The 15,592-nt window shown below is 42.0% G+C and carries 16 protein-coding genes, 1 tRNA gene, 1 rRNA gene, 1 other RNA gene and 1 other annotated feature; of the genes, 14 read left to right on the top strand and 5 right to left on the bottom strand.

Annotated features, from left to right (window positions below):
• Window positions 1-88, top strand: a 5S ribosomal RNA gene (gene rrf, locus CVV77_RS21685); the annotation flags it as partial.
• Between the two features lie 40 nt (window positions 89-128).
• Here rrf and CVV77_RS21690 read toward each other — a convergent pair.
• Entirely contained in the window at window positions 129-1,076 is a 948-nt protein-coding gene (locus tag CVV77_RS21690) for a YaaC family protein (RefSeq protein WP_100276461.1), read from the bottom strand.
• A 120-nt stretch (window positions 1,077-1,196) separates the two neighbouring features.
• On the opposite strand from CVV77_RS21690, the gene guaB reads away from it, so the two are divergent.
• The 6 genes from guaB (at window position 1,197) to CVV77_RS21720 (ending at window position 7,664) form a co-directional block, all read left to right on the top strand.
• Window positions 1,197-2,663 (top strand): IMP dehydrogenase, encoded by a 1,467-nt coding sequence (gene guaB / locus CVV77_RS21695; RefSeq protein ID WP_003242365.1) that lies wholly within the window; start codon window positions 1,197-1,199, stop codon window positions 2,661-2,663.
• A 152-nt stretch (window positions 2,664-2,815) separates the two neighbouring features.
• Window positions 2,816-4,147, top strand: a complete 1,332-nt coding sequence (gene dacA, locus CVV77_RS21700; RefSeq protein WP_003242367.1) for a D-alanyl-D-alanine carboxypeptidase — start codon at window positions 2,816-2,818, stop codon at window positions 4,145-4,147.
• 195 nt (window positions 4,148-4,342) lie between these two features.
• The gene (gene pdxS, locus CVV77_RS21705; RefSeq protein ID WP_003242369.1) at window positions 4,343-5,227 is read left to right on the top strand and encodes a pyridoxal 5'-phosphate synthase lyase subunit PdxS; all 885 of its coding nucleotides are present in this window, start codon (window positions 4,343-4,345) and stop codon (window positions 5,225-5,227) included.
• Between the two features lie 21 nt (window positions 5,228-5,248).
• Window positions 5,249-5,839, top strand: a complete 591-nt coding sequence (gene pdxT, locus CVV77_RS21710; RefSeq protein WP_100276462.1) for a pyridoxal 5'-phosphate synthase glutaminase subunit PdxT — start codon at window positions 5,249-5,251, stop codon at window positions 5,837-5,839.
• A 52-nt stretch (window positions 5,840-5,891) separates the two neighbouring features.
• Window positions 5,892-6,104 (top strand) — a binding site (T-box leader).
• A gap of 54 nt (window positions 6,105-6,158) precedes the next feature.
• Window positions 6,159-7,436, top strand: coding sequence for a serine--tRNA ligase (gene serS, locus CVV77_RS21715; RefSeq protein ID WP_060397750.1), 1,278 nt, complete (start codon window positions 6,159-6,161; stop codon window positions 7,434-7,436).
• 135 nt (window positions 7,437-7,571) lie between these two features.
• A tRNA-Ser gene (locus CVV77_RS21720) sits at window positions 7,572-7,664 on the top strand.
• Between the two features lie 110 nt (window positions 7,665-7,774).
• Here CVV77_RS21720 and dck read toward each other — a convergent pair.
• The 4 genes from dck to CVV77_RS21740 all read right to left on the bottom strand — a co-directional run bounded on the left by dck (window position 7,775) and on the right by CVV77_RS21740 (window position 11,046).
• Window positions 7,775-8,428, bottom strand: a complete 654-nt coding sequence (gene dck / locus CVV77_RS21725) for a deoxyadenosine/deoxycytidine kinase (RefSeq protein ID WP_100276463.1) — start codon at window positions 8,426-8,428, stop codon at window positions 7,775-7,777.
• Entirely contained in the window at window positions 8,425-9,048 is a 624-nt protein-coding gene (dgk, locus tag CVV77_RS21730) for a deoxyguanosine kinase (protein WP_003242376.1), read from the bottom strand. The genes dck and dgk overlap by 4 nt, the downstream gene beginning before the upstream one ends.
• Window positions 9,049-9,146: 98 nt before the next feature.
• The gene (locus tag CVV77_RS21735; RefSeq protein ID WP_088111686.1) at window positions 9,147-10,430 is read right to left on the bottom strand and encodes a glycoside hydrolase family 18 protein; all 1,284 of its coding nucleotides are present in this window, start codon (window positions 10,428-10,430) and stop codon (window positions 9,147-9,149) included.
• Window positions 10,431-10,500: 70 nt separating this feature from the next.
• Window positions 10,501-11,046, bottom strand: a complete 546-nt coding sequence (locus CVV77_RS21740; protein ID WP_003242380.1) for a cysteine hydrolase family protein — start codon at window positions 11,044-11,046, stop codon at window positions 10,501-10,503.
• An 85-nt stretch (window positions 11,047-11,131) separates the two neighbouring features.
• Between CVV77_RS21740 and tadA the strand changes: the two genes are divergently transcribed.
• The 7 genes from tadA to bofA all read left to right on the top strand — a co-directional run bounded on the left by tadA (window position 11,132) and on the right by bofA (window position 15,315).
• Window positions 11,132-11,617 (top strand): tRNA adenosine(34) deaminase TadA, encoded by a 486-nt coding sequence (tadA, locus tag CVV77_RS21745; protein WP_003242382.1) that lies wholly within the window; start codon window positions 11,132-11,134, stop codon window positions 11,615-11,617.
• Window positions 11,618-11,699: 82 nt separating this feature from the next.
• Window positions 11,700-11,964, top strand: an RNA gene (gene ffs / locus CVV77_RS21750) — signal recognition particle sRNA large type.
• 129 nt (window positions 11,965-12,093) lie between these two features.
• The gene (dnaX, locus tag CVV77_RS21755) at window positions 12,094-13,785 is read left to right on the top strand and encodes a DNA polymerase III subunit gamma/tau (RefSeq protein WP_100276464.1); all 1,692 of its coding nucleotides are present in this window, start codon (window positions 12,094-12,096) and stop codon (window positions 13,783-13,785) included.
• 23 nt (window positions 13,786-13,808) lie between these two features.
• The gene (locus tag CVV77_RS21760) at window positions 13,809-14,132 is read left to right on the top strand and encodes a YbaB/EbfC family nucleoid-associated protein (RefSeq protein WP_003225427.1); all 324 of its coding nucleotides are present in this window, start codon (window positions 13,809-13,811) and stop codon (window positions 14,130-14,132) included.
• 14 nt (window positions 14,133-14,146) lie between these two features.
• Entirely contained in the window at window positions 14,147-14,743 is a 597-nt protein-coding gene (recR, locus tag CVV77_RS21765) for a recombination protein RecR (RefSeq protein ID WP_003242386.1), read from the top strand.
• A gap of 17 nt (window positions 14,744-14,760) precedes the next feature.
• Complete coding sequence (locus CVV77_RS21770) at window positions 14,761-14,985, top strand: YaaL family protein (protein ID WP_003242387.1); 225 nt, start codon at window positions 14,761-14,763, stop codon at window positions 14,983-14,985.
• A gap of 66 nt (window positions 14,986-15,051) precedes the next feature.
• Window positions 15,052-15,315, top strand: a complete 264-nt coding sequence (gene bofA, locus CVV77_RS21775) for a sigma-K factor-processing regulator BofA (protein WP_003242389.1) — start codon at window positions 15,052-15,054, stop codon at window positions 15,313-15,315.
• Window positions 15,316-15,592 lie beyond the last annotated feature (277 nt).

Consider the following 15,592-nt stretch of genomic DNA (forward strand, 5'->3'; position numbering starts at 1 on the left):
CCGTTCCCATACCGAACACGGAAGTTAAGCTCTTCAGCGCCGATGGTAGTCGGGGGGTTCCCCCTGTGAGAGTAGGACGCCGCCAAGCAAGGTAAAACCCAGCTCATTGAGCTGGGTTTTTTTGTTTGTCAAAATTGAAGAAGAAATTGTAAAGCGTATGTCGGAAATTTCTTTTCTGTCACTAATAAAAACTGCTGTATTAGCACGTAATCATCGCTTATATGCTGCGTTAACAACTCATACCACCATTCCGTTTCATACCTCGCAATCATCCCTATGTTGTACAAAATTAGATAATGAACTGCCATTTCAGGAAGTCTAAGAAATTGCTCTCTTTGAGAAGGGATATAATATTGGTTCTTACCCATGTCATACAACAAACTGATTGATGTCCATGGCTTCATGTCTTGCGATGAAATTTCAAACAGCAGCTCGTGTTCATTTTTCTTTTCAAAAGACCATTGAAAATGGTGGGACATATATTCGGCAAATCTTGAATCAGACATTTTATAATTGATGACAACATCCTCTGGTACAGAAATCCTGTCCTTCTCCTTCTCGACTTTTGTCATAAAACGTTCTTTCTGCTGAAAATAGAAAGTATCACTTAGTTCTGGAATCGCCATTAATAATTTTTTCATGGTGTACCGTTCATCTACTATATCCGATTGTCCGAATAAGTGTTTCATGAAATGTATGCATAGGCCGTTCCGTTGTATTTTCACTTCATCATCGCTAAAACAATAATTCTGTTTCTTTCGCTTTCTTGTTGTTACGCCATGTGCCAGTACTGATGTATGGCTTGGATAATGAGGATCCCGTGTAATTAGACATGCTTTGATAAGCTGTGCCATTCCGTAAAATAAAAGAATCGGTTTGATTTCTAAAGGAGAATATGAGGCTTGTTTATAAAACGATTCGGCATGCTTTAAGAAATAAATAAACCGCTCACTGTTTTTAAAAGAGTTCTTTTTCGCATCGTCAATACCGTTTAAGATATACACTTTCTCTAGAAATTTCTGGGTTGATTCAACGGAATAAAATAGCGCTAAGTCTTTCCACTCATGATATGTCATATGTATTTCTTAATCCTTTCCGTTATCTAAATATTTCAACTCTTTCTCGCTTCCTTGACATGCTCTTGGCTAGTTGATAATCTACATATAATATTTTGCCGAAAAGAGGGGGATTTACTAATGTGGGAAAGTAAATTTTCAAAAGAAGGCTTAACGTTTGACGATGTGCTGCTTGTACCAGCTAAGTCAGAGGTACTTCCGCGTGATGTGGATTTATCTGTAGAACTTACAAAAACGTTAAAGCTGAATATTCCTGTCATCAGCGCAGGTATGGACACTGTAACAGAATCAGCAATGGCAATTGCAATGGCTAGACAGGGCGGCTTGGGCATCATTCATAAAAATATGTCCATTGAACAGCAGGCTGAACAAGTTGATAAAGTAAAGCGTTCTGAGCGCGGCGTTATCACAAATCCCTTCTTTTTAACTCCTGATCACCAAGTATTTGATGCGGAGCACTTGATGGGTAAATACAGAATTTCCGGTGTTCCGATTGTAGATAACGAAGAAGACCAAAAGCTTGTAGGAATTATTACAAACCGTGATCTTCGTTTTATTTCTGACTACTCAATGAAAATCAGCGATGTCATGACGAAAGAAGAGCTTGTTACTGCACCTGTAGGAACGACTCTGGATGAAGCTGAAAAGATTTTGCAGAAACATAAAATTGAAAAGCTTCCTCTCGTTGATGACCAGAATAAATTAAAAGGTCTTATCACAATTAAAGACATTGAAAAAGTCATTGAGTTCCCGAACTCATCTAAAGACATCCACGGTCGCCTGATCGTTGGTGCGGCAGTTGGCGTAACTGGCGATACAATGACTCGCGTCAAAAAGCTTGTTGAAGCCAATGTTGATGTTATTGTTATCGATACAGCTCACGGACATTCTCAAGGCGTATTAAACACAGTAACAAAGATCCGTGAAACATATCCTGAATTAAACATTATTGCTGGAAACGTGGCAACAGCTGAAGCGACAAGAGCGCTTATCGAAGCTGGGGCAGACGTTGTCAAAGTTGGAATCGGACCTGGTTCAATTTGTACAACACGTGTGGTAGCAGGTGTCGGTGTTCCGCAAATCACAGCAATTTATGATTGTGCGACTGAAGCGAGGAAACACGGCAAAACAATCATCGCAGACGGCGGAATTAAATTCTCTGGCGATATCACTAAAGCATTGGCAGCCGGCGGACATGCTGTTATGCTTGGAAGCTTGCTTGCAGGTACGTCAGAAAGCCCTGGTGAAACTGAAATCTACCAAGGCAGAAGATTTAAAGTATACCGCGGCATGGGATCGGTTGCTGCAATGGAAAAAGGAAGTAAAGATCGTTACTTCCAAGAAGAAAATAAAAAATTCGTTCCTGAAGGAATTGAAGGACGCACACCTTACAAAGGACCAGTTGAAGAAACAGTTTATCAGCTAGTCGGCGGACTTCGTTCTGGTATGGGATATTGCGGATCCAAAGATCTCCGAGCTTTAAGAGAAGAAGCTCAGTTCATCCGCATGACTGGCGCAGGGCTTCGTGAAAGCCATCCGCATGACGTACAGATTACAAAAGAATCTCCGAACTATACAATTTCATAATAAATTGTTACAAATTAAAAACATTTGACAGGGTCTCTGACTCTGTCTATTTTTTTTATACTGATTATGATAAAATTTATACTGTTGTGCATTGAAAATGTCCTTAACGGCTTAATTATAGATGAAGAAAATGAAATACGGAGGTCGTACGATTGAACATCAAGAAATGTAAACAGTTATTGATGTCATTGGTTGTGTTAACACTAGCTGTCACTTGTCTGGCTCCAATGTCAAAAGCAAAAGCAGCCAGTGATCCAATTGATGTCAATGCATCAGCTGCTATTATGATCGAAGCTTCTTCAGGTAAAATTTTGTATAGTAAAAATGCAGATCAGAGACTGCCAATTGCCAGCATGACAAAAATGATGACAGAGTATCTGTTATTAGAAGCAATTGATGAAGGTAAAGTGAAATGGGACCAAACCTATACGCCTGATGACTATGTGTATGAGATTTCCCAAGATAACAGCTTATCAAACGTTCCTCTTCGGAAAGACGGGAAATACACAGTAAAAGAACTATATCAAGCTACAGCAATTTATTCTGCAAATGCCGCGGCTATCGCGATTGCGGAAGTCGTTGCGGGCAGTGAAACTAAGTTTGTTGAAAAAATGAATGCAAAAGCGAAAGAACTAGGTTTAACAGATTACAAATTTGTTAACGCAACAGGTCTTGAGAACAAAGATCTTCACGGGCAGCAGCCTGAGGGGACAAGCGCAGATGAAGAAAGTGAAGTTTCTGCTAAGGACATGGCGATTCTTGCGGATCACTTGATTACTGACTACCCTGAGATTCTGGAGACTTCCAGTATCGCAAAAACGAAGTTCAGAAAAGGCACTGATGATGAAATGGATATGCCGAACTGGAACTTCATGTTGAAAGGGCTCGTCAGTGAGTATAAAAAAGCGACTGTAGACGGACTGAAAACAGGTTCTACTGACTCTGCGGGTTCATGCTTTACAGGAACAGCTGAACTCAACGGAATGCGTGTTATTACTGTTGTATTAAACGCAAAAGGCAACCTACATACAGGCCGTTTCGATGAAACGAAAAAAATGTTCGATTATGCTTTCGACAATTTCTCCATGAAAGAAATTTATGCTGAAGGCGATCAAGTAAAAGGCCATAAAACGATTTCAGTTGATAAGGGTAAAGAGAAAGAAGTAGGCATTGTAACAAACAAGGCGTTCTCTCTTCCTGTCAAAAATGGCGAAGAAAAGAATTACAAAGCGAAAGTTACACTAAATAAAGACACCTTAACTGCTCCTGTAAAAAAAGGAACGAAGGTTGGGAAACTGACTGCAGAATATACAGGTGATGAAAAGGATTACGGATTCCTTAACAGCAATCTAGCTGGCGTAGACCTTGTTACAAAAGAAAATGTAGAAAAAGCAAACTGGTTTGTTCTGACAATGCGCAGTATCGGCGGATTTTTCGCCGGCATTTGGGGAAGTATTGTTGATACGGTAACCGGCTGGTTTTAATCAATTGAAAGAGCTCTGATGTATGTTAGGGCTCTTTCGCTTAATATACTGAAAAAACCCAATTTTTAATAAAAAATGATTTTCAAAGCGCTAAAAACCGAATAAAATGATATATATCCATATGAATTATTGGATTTCTAGGATACAATAAGGATTAGAAATCATACACTATACCTTGATTAGGGGGACCAAGAAATGGCTCAAACAGGTACTGAACGCGTAAAACGCGGAATGGCAGAAATGCAAAAAGGCGGCGTCATCATGGACGTCATCAATGCGGAACAAGCGAAAATTGCTGAAGAGGCTGGAGCTGTCGCTGTAATGGCGCTAGAACGTGTACCAGCTGATATTCGCGCGGCTGGAGGAGTTGCCCGTATGGCTGACCCTACAATCGTGGAAGAAGTAATGAATGCAGTATCTATTCCGGTAATGGCAAAAGCGCGTATCGGACATATTGTTGAAGCGCGTGTGCTTGAAGCTATGGGTGTTGACTATATTGATGAAAGTGAAGTTCTGACTCCGGCTGACGAAGAATTTCATTTAAATAAAAATGAATACACAGTTCCTTTCGTCTGCGGCTGCCGTGATCTTGGTGAAGCAACACGCCGTATTGCTGAAGGTGCTTCTATGCTTCGTACGAAAGGCGAGCCTGGAACAGGCAACATTGTTGAAGCTGTTCGCCATATGCGCAAAGTAAACGCACAAGTGCGCAAAGTAGTTGCGATGAGTGATGATGAATTAATGACAGAAGCGAAAAACTTAGGTGCTCCTTACGAGCTTCTTGTGCAAATTAAAAGAGACGGTAAGCTCCCTGTCGTTAACTTTGCTGCTGGCGGCGTAGCCACTCCTGCTGATGCTGCGCTCATGATGCAGCTTGGTGCTGACGGAGTATTTGTTGGTTCTGGTATTTTCAAATCAGACAACCCTGCTAAGTTTGCGAAAGCAATTGTGGAAGCAACAACTCACTACACTGATTACAAATTGATCGCTGAGCTTTCAAAAGAGCTTGGTACTGCAATGAAAGGGATTGAAATCTCAAACTTACTTCCAGAACAGCGTATGCAAGAACGCGGCTGGTAAGAATATAGGAGCGCTGCTGACATGTTAACAATAGGAGTATTAGGACTTCAAGGAGCAGTTAGAGAGCATATCCATGCAATTGAAGCATGCGGCGCGGCTGGTCTTGTCGTTAAACGTCCGGAGCAGCTGAACGAAATCGATGGGTTAATTTTGCCGGGCGGTGAGAGTACGACGATGCGCCGTTTGATTGATACGTATCAATTCATGGAGCCGCTTCGTGAATTTGCTGCTCAGGGAAAACCGGTGTTTGGGACATGCGCCGGATTAATTATATTAGCAAAAGAAATTGCTGGCTCAGATAATCCTCATTTAGGTCTGCTGAATGTGGTTGTTGAACGCAATTCGTTTGGCCGGCAGGTTGACAGCTTTGAAGCTGATTTAACAATCAAAGGCCTGGACGAGCCTTTTACAGGGGTATTCATCCGTGCGCCGCATATTTTAGAAGCTGGTGAAGATGTTGAAGTTCTTTCGGAGCATAATGGTCGTATTGTAGCTGCTAAACAGGATCAATTCCTGGGCTGCTCGTTCCATCCGGAGCTGACAGAAGATCACCGAGTGACACAGCTGTTTGTTCAAATGGTTGAGGAATACAAGCAGAAAGCACTTGTATAAAACAGTTGAAAGCTGTGGAAACTTATAGTACATTATAAGCACAAATAAAGATCGAAAAGCGTTGATAGGAACTAGTAGGAAGCCTCTCTTTCTAAGAGAGCCGATGGTTGGTGCGAATCGGTGAAAGATGCTGTCTGAATCCATCCTTGAGCGAAATGCTGAAATAAGTAGGCATTTACGGGATAACCGTTATGTGTGAAAGTGGAAAGCGAGTCTTTGACTTGTTTTCAATCAGGGTGGCAACGCGAGAGCTCTCGTCCCTTTATGGGGATGAGGGCTCTTTTTATTTTCGACAAATTCAATAAAAGGAGTGTTTCGCATGCTTGATACGAAAATGCTGAGAGCAAATTTTCAAGAAATTAAGGCAAAGCTTGTACACAAAGGCGAAGACTTAACTGATTTTGATAAGTTTGAGGCGCTGGACGACAGACGAAGAGAGCTTATCGGTAAAGTTGAAGAGTTAAAAGGAAAACGAAATGAAGTATCTCAGCAGGTTGCTGTGCTGAAGCGTGAGAAAAAAGACGCGGATCATATTATTAAAGAAATGCGTGAAGTCGGCGAGGAAATTAAAAAACTTGATGAAGAATTAAGAACAGTGGAAGCTGAGCTTGATACCATTCTTCTTTCAATTCCAAACATTCCGCATGAGTCTGTCCCTGTCGGTGAAACAGAAGACGACAACATAGAAGTGCGTAAATGGGGTGAAAAGCCTTCATTTGCTTACGAGCCGAAACCGCACTGGGATATTGCAGATGAGCTGGGTATTCTTGATTTTGAACGTGCTGCAAAGGTAACAGGAAGCCGTTTCGTGTTCTATAAAGGTTTAGGTGCTCGTCTGGAGCGTGCGCTTTATAACTTTATGCTTGATCTGCATGTAGATGAGTATAACTATACTGAAGTGATCCCGCCTTATATGGTAAACCGCGCAAGCATGACGGGAACGGGTCAGCTTCCTAAATTCGAAGAAGATGCGTTTAAAATCAGAGAAGAAGATTACTTCTTAATTCCGACTGCGGAAGTACCGATTACAAACATGCATCGCGATGAAATCCTTTCAGGTGACAGCCTGCCGATTAACTATGCGGCATTCAGTGCCTGCTTCCGTTCTGAAGCTGGTTCAGCAGGGCGCGATACACGCGGATTAATCCGTCAGCACCAATTTAATAAAGTTGAGCTTGTGAAGTTTGTAAAGCCTGAAGATTCTTATGAAGAATTAGAGAAGCTTACAAACCAAGCAGAACGAGTTCTTCAGCTGCTTGAGCTTCCATACCGTGTCATGAGCATGTGTACGGGTGATCTAGGCTTTACGGCTGCAAAAAAATACGATATCGAAGTTTGGATTCCAAGCCAAGACACATATCGTGAAATATCTTCTTGCAGCAACTTCGAAGCGTTCCAGGCAAGACGTGCGAACATTCGTTTCAGACGTGAAGCGAAAGGTAAGCCTGAGCATGTACACACACTGAATGGTTCAGGTCTGGCGGTTGGAAGAACAGTTGCCGCTATCTTAGAAAATTATCAGCAGGAAGACGGAAGCGTTGTTGTTCCAAAAGTACTTCGCCCTTATATGGGAAATAGAGAAGTAATAAAACCATAAAATTGTGAAAAGGTGTGCCTGACCAGGTGCGCCTTTTTGCCTGTGTAGACAGGACATTTTTATAGAAACAAAAAAAGTTTTTAAAAATGCTTGACCATATAAGAACATTCATGATATAGTAAGTCTTGTCGATACGGAGGAATACCCAAGTCCGGCTGAAGGGATCGGTCTTGAAAACCGACAGGGGTGTCAAAGCCCGCGGGGGTTCGAATCCCTCTTCCTCCGCCATATTGATTTTAATCTAATGAAACACAAGCATATATTGGAGATTGTTTTGTCCGTTGCGTTCGGTGCAGCGGATTTTTTATTATAATGAATAAGTGAATCTCAGTAGAGATTCACTTTTTTTGATTTTTATGAATAACTGAAGCGATTTGATCTATTATGTTTTCGATCGAGCTTTCGTCGTTCAGCAGATCGTAATCCTCAATGCGAAGCTTTAGAACTGGGCAGGCGTTAAAACCGCTTATCCAGTTTTCATAGCGTGTATGCATTTCTTCCCAGTAAGAGCGGCTTGTCTGAAGCTCCATTTCACGGCCACGTTCTTCAATTCGGTTTAAAATGTTCTCCAGATCTCCTTCTAAATAAATCAATACATCTGGGTGTGGGAAATACGGTGTCATCACCATTGCTTCGAAAAGGCTTGTGTAAGTTTTATAATCAGTCTTTGACATTGTCCCTTTGTCAGCATGCATTTTCGCGAAAATACCTGTGTCTTCATAAATAGAACGATCCTGTACAAATCCTCCGCCGGCTTCAAAAATCGTTTTCTGTTCTTTGAATCGCTCAGCTAAGAAATAGATTTGCAGGTGAAAGCTCCAACGCTCAAAATCATGATAGAACTTTTCTAAGTATGGATTATGATCGACTTCCTCAAGAGAGGTTTTAAATCCAAGCCGTTTAGCCAAAGCTTTTGTTAAAGTCGATTTTCCGACACCTACTGTTCCTGCTACTGTGATAATTGAATTTTTAGGGATATGATGTTCCTTCATACGATAAGCTCCTTTACATGGGCGGCAATGCGTTCAAAGTCGCTCTTATTCAAAACGAAATCTTTAGAATCGCCATCTATGGTTAACACTGTAAGTTCAGGATCTGATTCCTGCAGCTGTTTGATGGCGACTTCATAATCTGCGATCAGCTGCTCCAAATAGCTTGTTTCAATTTTTTTCTCAAAGGGGCGTCCGCGTTTTTCAATGCGGTGTAACAATGTGGGCAGACTAGCCTTTATGTAAATGATGACATTCGGCTTTGGCAGATCATCCGTTAGCAGGTGATAAATTTTTTTATATTTTTCCAGCTGATGCTGAGACAGGGTACGTTCCGCAAAAATCACATTTTTATAAATGTGATAATCAGCTATCACAGGCTGTCCCTTTTTTAAAAAGTGATCACTGGTGTCTTCAAGCTGTTTGTATCTGTGACAAAGAAAAAACATTTCAAGCTGGAAGCTCCATTCCTCTATATTGTCATAAAACTTATCAAGGTACGGGTTATCCTCAACAATCTCACTAATCATAGGGAATCCAAACTCTTGTGAGAGCATCGTCGCGAGGGTAGTTTTTCCTGCCCCGATAGGACCTTCTATTGCAATAAAAGGGGCTGTATTCATCGGAATCCTCCTTATTTCTGAAAAACGTTCGTCAGTTACCGACCTTCATATTGTATCACAACCCTTGGGCGCCCCCATGAAAAAAAGACGTTTCCAAATTATCGAAACGTCTTTTTGACAATATTAAATTGATCAGACAGCAACAGCCAGTTTTGCGGGAAGGAAAGACCCAGCTTCCAATAGCTGATGCCTCTTAAATTCAGCTCTTTAATCAAATTGAATTTTGCTTGGATCGAGCGGGCATCCTCGAACCATACCTCGTGTCTTCTGTTTTCTGCATCAGTATAGCGGAAGAAAGGGGCTTGAGCGGTTTGGTCATACTGAATTTCTGCATTGTTTTGATCGGCAATGACAATGGCTTGCTGAGGGCTTATTGCTCTTGCCGGAGTTCCGCCAGCTGTATATGGCAGCGTCCAGTCATACCCATATAAATTCTGACCCATGACAATTTTATTCGCAGGCATTTCAGTCAAAGCATATTCGATGACATCCCGGACAGGCCCGATTGGAGAAACGGCTTGAGCCGGCCCGCCGCTATAGCCCCATTCATATGTCATGAGAACAACAAAGTCGACAATTTGGCCATGGGCTCTGTAATCATGGGCTTCGTACCATCTGCCCTGCTGTGTTGCGCTTGTTTTAGGGGCGAGCGCTGTAGAAATTTCTAAGCCTTCTCGATGGAAAAGATCCCTTGCTTCGCGGAGAAATTGGTTATAGGCTTCTCTATCCTCAGGCCGCAAATATTCAAAGTCAAAATGAATATCATAGAAACCATATCTTTTTGCATTCTCGACTATTTCATTTAAAAGTCTTCGTTTCACAGTATCGTCGTTCAAAAGGATCCGGCCGAGTTCATCGCTGAATGCCTGGTTTTCTAGGTTCGTTATAATCATCATCAATGTCGTGTTTTGATTCTCTGCAATGCTTCTTAAATTCGTTAAAGGCGGTGCGACTAAGGTTCCGTCACGCTGTGCCTGGAAACTGAATGCGCCAAGGTACGTTAAGTAGGGCGACGCTTCTCTGGCCGCCTGCTGGAGATTTTCGCTGACTTGATTTCCGCGGGGTTCCAAATAAGCATTTGATTCGATGTCTCGTTTAGGAACGGGAGGGATGTATAAGCGGAAACCAATCTGCAATACGGTATTTAACTGGATTCGGTTAACCCTGGCAAGCTCGGCTGCCGTTGTATTGAACCGCCGTGCGATGGATGTCAGGGTATCACCTTGTTGAACATCATAGAACTGGCCGGCTATTGGAATGACAATGGTTTGTCCGACAACAAGGCTGTCGGGATTCGGTATTTCATTCGTTTCCGTGATCTCACTTACAGTTGTTCTGTATTGTGAAGCGATAGCAGAAAGAGTGTCGCCTTGTTTCACCACATAAATTTGAATGAAAAACGCCTCCTTTCATATCGCTATCCAATGTATGAAAGAAAAACGCTGATCATGTTTATTTTTCTGTAATTTGTTCCTCCGTCGTAATTTCTGCGAAAAGAACATTCTCCATCATGGTTAAGGCAAATTCGTTGTCTTCGTCACGATTTGAGGCGATACAGTCCTTAGGAATCGTGATGCTGTATTCCCTCATGTAAGCGTCATTAGCCGTAAACAGCACGCATATGTTACCGGCTATACCTGTTAAGACAATATGCTTCACCTGCAATTCGGTAAGGAGAGTGTGAAGTGCTGTTTCGTAAAAGGCGGAATGCTTCGGTTTAATTAAAAAATAATCAGCATCTTCCGGCGCTATTTGTCTGATGATATCCTTGCTTTTTTCATTCGTGCATTCTTGCTGAATATTTTTAATATCAGCTTGCCAAAGTCCGTAATGATCATTAATGTAAATAATTGGCCAGTCATTTTGTCTCGCATGCTCCTTTAATGATAAAATGTGAGGAACGATTTTTTCTGTTTTTTTAGCGAGACTTTCTCCCATATCGAATTCAAAATTATTGATCATGTCTACAATGAGAAGAGCTGTGTCTGCTTTGGACAATCGACAGTCTCCTTTCCGTTTCAGTTATAGTTAATATGTAGCCTTTTTAGGCAATGAAAAAACTTTGAAAAGAGAGCTTATCCTTATGACACAAGATGAACTTTATATGAAAGAAGCAATTAAAGAAGCGAAAAAAGCTGAAGAGAAAGGTGAAGTGCCAATCGGCGCCGTGCTTGTCGTCAATGATGAAATCGTAGCGCGTGCACATAATTTAAGAGAGACGGAGCAGCGGTCAATCGCTCATGCGGAAATGCTTGTGATTGATGAAGCGTGTAAGGCGCTGGGAACGTGGCGGCTGGAGGGGGCAACTCTTTATGTGACGCTTGAGCCTTGTCCGATGTGTGCCGGTGCCGTCGTGCTTTCTCGAGTGGAAAAAGTGGTATTTGGTGCATTTGACCCTAAAGGCGGGTGTTCAGGCACGCTTATGAACCTTTTGCAGGAAGAGCGCTTTAACCACCAGGCTGAAGTGGTGAGCGGGGTGCTTGAGGAGGAATGCGGAGGAATGCTCAGTTCGTTTTTTAGAGAACTGCGAAAAAAGAAGAAAGCCTTCAGGAAAAACTTGTCTGAGTAGTCCGGTTGCAATTTTTAGGGGGAAACGATATACTTATGTATGCATCGCAATAGATGCGATATAAAATTTGATATTTATTTTGCCGTGCTAAGCGGGGAGGTAGCGGTGCCCTGTACCTGCAATCCGCTCTAGCAGGGCCGAATCCCTTCTCGAGGTTCGTTTACTTTAAGGTCTGCCTTAAGTAAGTGGTGTTGACGTTTGGGTCCTGCGCAATGGGAATTCATGAACCATGTCAGGTCCGGAAGGAAGCAGCATTAAGTGAAACCTCTCATGTGCCGCAGGGTTGCCTGGGCCGAGCTAACTGCTTAAGTAACGCTTAGGGTAGCGAATCGACAGAAGGTGCACGGTAAATCAATCATCAAATTTTCAGACTCACCTATCATTAGGTGAGTTTTTTGTTATGTAAAAAGAGCTTTTGGAATCGAAACAAGGTTCATGTATAATGGGAATGATGAATAACGGAGGAGGGCAAACCCGTGAGTTACCAAGCTTTATATCGAGTATTCAGGCCTCAGCGCTTTGAAGATGTGGTTGGACAAGAACACATTACAAAAACGCTGCAAAATGCCCTTTTGCAAAAAAAGTTTTCTCACGCCTATCTGTTTTCCGGGCCAAGAGGAACGGGAAAAACCAGTGCAGCCAAAATATTTGCCAAGGCTGTCAACTGTGAACATGCTCCTGTTGATGAGCCATGCAACGAATGTGCGGCCTGTAAAGGGATAACAAACGGGTCAATATCCGATGTCATAGAAATTGACGCCGCTTCAAACAACGGTGTTGATGAGATTCGTGACATTCGCGATAAAGTGAAGTTTGCCCCGTCGGCCGTCACATATAAGGTATATATCATAGATGAGGTACATATGCTTTCTATCGGCGCCTTTAATGCATTGCTAAAAACATTAGAAGAGCCGCCCGAGCATTGTATTTTCATTTTAGCAACAACCGAACCGCACAAAATTCCTTTAACCATTATCTCCAGATGTCAGCGTTTTGATTTTAAACGAATTACATCCCAAGCGATTGTCGGATGTATGAATAAAATCGTTGATGCCGAACAGCTGCAAGTGGAAGAGGGATCACTTGATATCATTGCGAGTGCTGCAGATGGCGGTATGAGGGATGCTTTGAGTCTTCTTGATCAGGCTGTATCATTCAGCGGTGATGTCCTGAAAGTCGAGGATGCGCTTTTGATTACGGGAGCTGTTTCTCAATTATATATAGGTAAGCTTGCACAATCCCTGCATGATAAAAACGTTTCTGACGCACTGGAAACATTAAATGAACTGCTTCAGCAAGGGAAAGATCCGGCTAAGCTGATAGAGGATATGATTTTCTATTTCAGGGACATGCTGCTGTACAAAACAGCCCCTGGCTTAGAAGGGGTGCTTGAAAAAGTAAAAGTTGATGAAACGTTCCGGGGACTAAGCGAACAAATTCCGGCACAGGCCATATATGAAATGATTGATATTCTGAACAAGAGCCACCAAGAAATGAAATGGACAAATCATCCCCGTATCTTTTTTGAAGTGGCAGTGGTGAAGATTTGCCAAACGTCTCATCAATCAACTGCTGACCTGCCTGAAGTCGATATACTGATGAAAAAAATTCAGCAGCTCGAGCAGGAAGTGGATCGGCTTAAAACAACGGGTATTAAAGCAGCGGCGGAAAGCCTGAAAAAAGAAACGCCGCGTGTGCCAAAGGGCGGGAAATCCAATTACAAAGCACCAGTAGGCAGAATTCATGAAATTCTAAAGGAAGCTACGAGACCGGATCTTGACCTGCTCAGAAACAGCTGGGGCAAGCTTCTTGCTCATCTCAAACAGCAAAACAAAGTGTCACATGCCGCTTTGCTGAATGACAGTGAACCTGTGGCAGCCGCCTCAGCGGCATTTGTTCTGAAATTCAAATATGAAATTCATTGTAAAATGGTCGCCGAGGATAATAACGGAGTCCGGACCAATCTTGAGCAGATTTTAGAATCGATGCTCGGAAAAAGAATGGATTTGATTGGCGTTCCAGAAGAACAATGGGGTAAAATAAGAGAAGAATTTTTAGTAGATCATCAGCAGGAAAATGAAGGATCAAATGAACCGGCTGAAGAAGACCCGCTGATTGCCGAGGCGAAAAAGCTTGTCGGAGCGGATTTAATTGAAATAAAAGACTAACAAAATGAAAGAGAGTGAATGCTATGCGTGGCGGAATGGGAAATATGCAAAAAATGATGAAACAAATGCAAAAAATGCAAAAGGACATGGCGAAGGCTCAAGAAGAGCTTGCAGAAAAGGTTGTTGAAGGAACTGCAGGCGGCGGTATGGTAACAGTAAAAGCAAACGGCCAAAAAGAAATCCTGGATGTCATCATTAAAGAGGAAGTCGTTGATCCGGAAGATATCGACATGCTTCAAGATTTAGTGCTTGCTGCAACGAATGAAGCTTTGAAAAAAGTTGACGAGATCACAAACGAAACAATGGGTCAATTTACAAAGGGAATGAACATGCCAGGTTTATTCTAGGGGGATAAAAGAACATGCAATATCCTGAACCAATATCAAAGCTGATTGACAGCTTTATGAAATTGCCAGGGATCGGACCGAAAACAGCGGTTCGTCTGGCTTTTTTTGTTCTAGGTATGAAAGAAGATGTGGTATTAGATTTTGCGAAAGCATTAGTAAATGCGAAACGCAACCTGACATATTGTTCGGTTTGCGGGCATATTACAGATCAGGACCCTTGCTATATATGTGAAGATACGCGCAGGGATAAGTCTATTATCTGTGTTGTGCAAGACCCTAAGGATGTTATCGCTATGGAGAAAATGAAGGAATACAATGGACAGTATCACGTTCTCCACGGCGCCATTTCTCCAATGGACGGCATCGGACCGGAGGATATTAAAATACCAGAATTGTTAAAACGATTACAGGATGATCAAGTGACAGAAGTGATTCTCGCGACAAACCCTAATATAGAAGGGGAAGCAACGGCGATGTATATATCAAGGCTCCTGAAGCCGTCTGGTATTAAGCTCTCCCGTATTGCCCACGGACTGCCCGTCGGCGGCGATTTGGAATATGCGGATGAGGTCACTCTTTCTAAAGCACTTGAAGGAAGACGTGAATTGTAAGGAGGAAAAAGCGATCCATGGGTTTTCTTCGCAAGAAAACATTGAGAAGAGAGTTTGATGAAAAACTAACCGAGCAGCTTTTTAAGCAAAAGGAAGAGTGGAACAGGCAGAAAAAGCTGGTTGAAAAAAGCTTAGAACCGTCTGCTGAAGTGTTATACGAACTAAAAGTAGCTGAAGCAAAGTATTTTTTTTACTTGAGGGAAGCAAAGCAGCGAAATTTAAAAATCAGCAGGTGGAAGTAAGTGGTCTAAACTCCTGGATCTTCTCATAAGCTTGTACTAGAACAAGCAAAGGAGATGAGAAGATTCATGGAGCCTATTTTTATTATAGGGATTATTTTAGGACTGGTTATTCTTCTTTTTTTATCAGGTTCAGCAGCAAAGCCTTTAAAGTGGATTGGCATTACAGCTGTTAAATTTGTTGCGGGTGCTTTGCTGCTGGTTTGTGTAAATATGTTTGGCGGCAGTCTTGGCATTCATGTGCCAATTAATATTGTCACTACAGCTATCAGCGGAATTTTAGGAATACCGGGAATAGCTGCGTTAGTTGTCATTAAGCAATTTATCATTTAATTGATATTATATATTGACTTTGATAGCCGAAGGTGTTATTCTAATATACGTCGCTGATGACGAATTACTTTTTTGAAAAGAAATCATTAAAAAGTTGTTGACGATAGCGATAGAAAATGTTATGATTATAAAGTCGCTTAAAGAGCGACAACAAAGTTCTTTGAAAACTAAACAAGACAAAACGTACCTGTTAATTCATTTTTTAAATAAATCGCACAGCAATGTGCGTAGTCAGTCAAACTACTTTATCGGAGAGTTTGATCCTGGCTCAGGACGA

Origin of the sequence: Bacillus sp. SN1 (genome assembly GCF_002796895.1) — a bacterium.
In the GTDB taxonomy this organism is placed as follows: Bacteria; Bacillota; Bacilli; order Bacillales; family Bacillaceae; genus Bacillus; species Bacillus inaquosorum.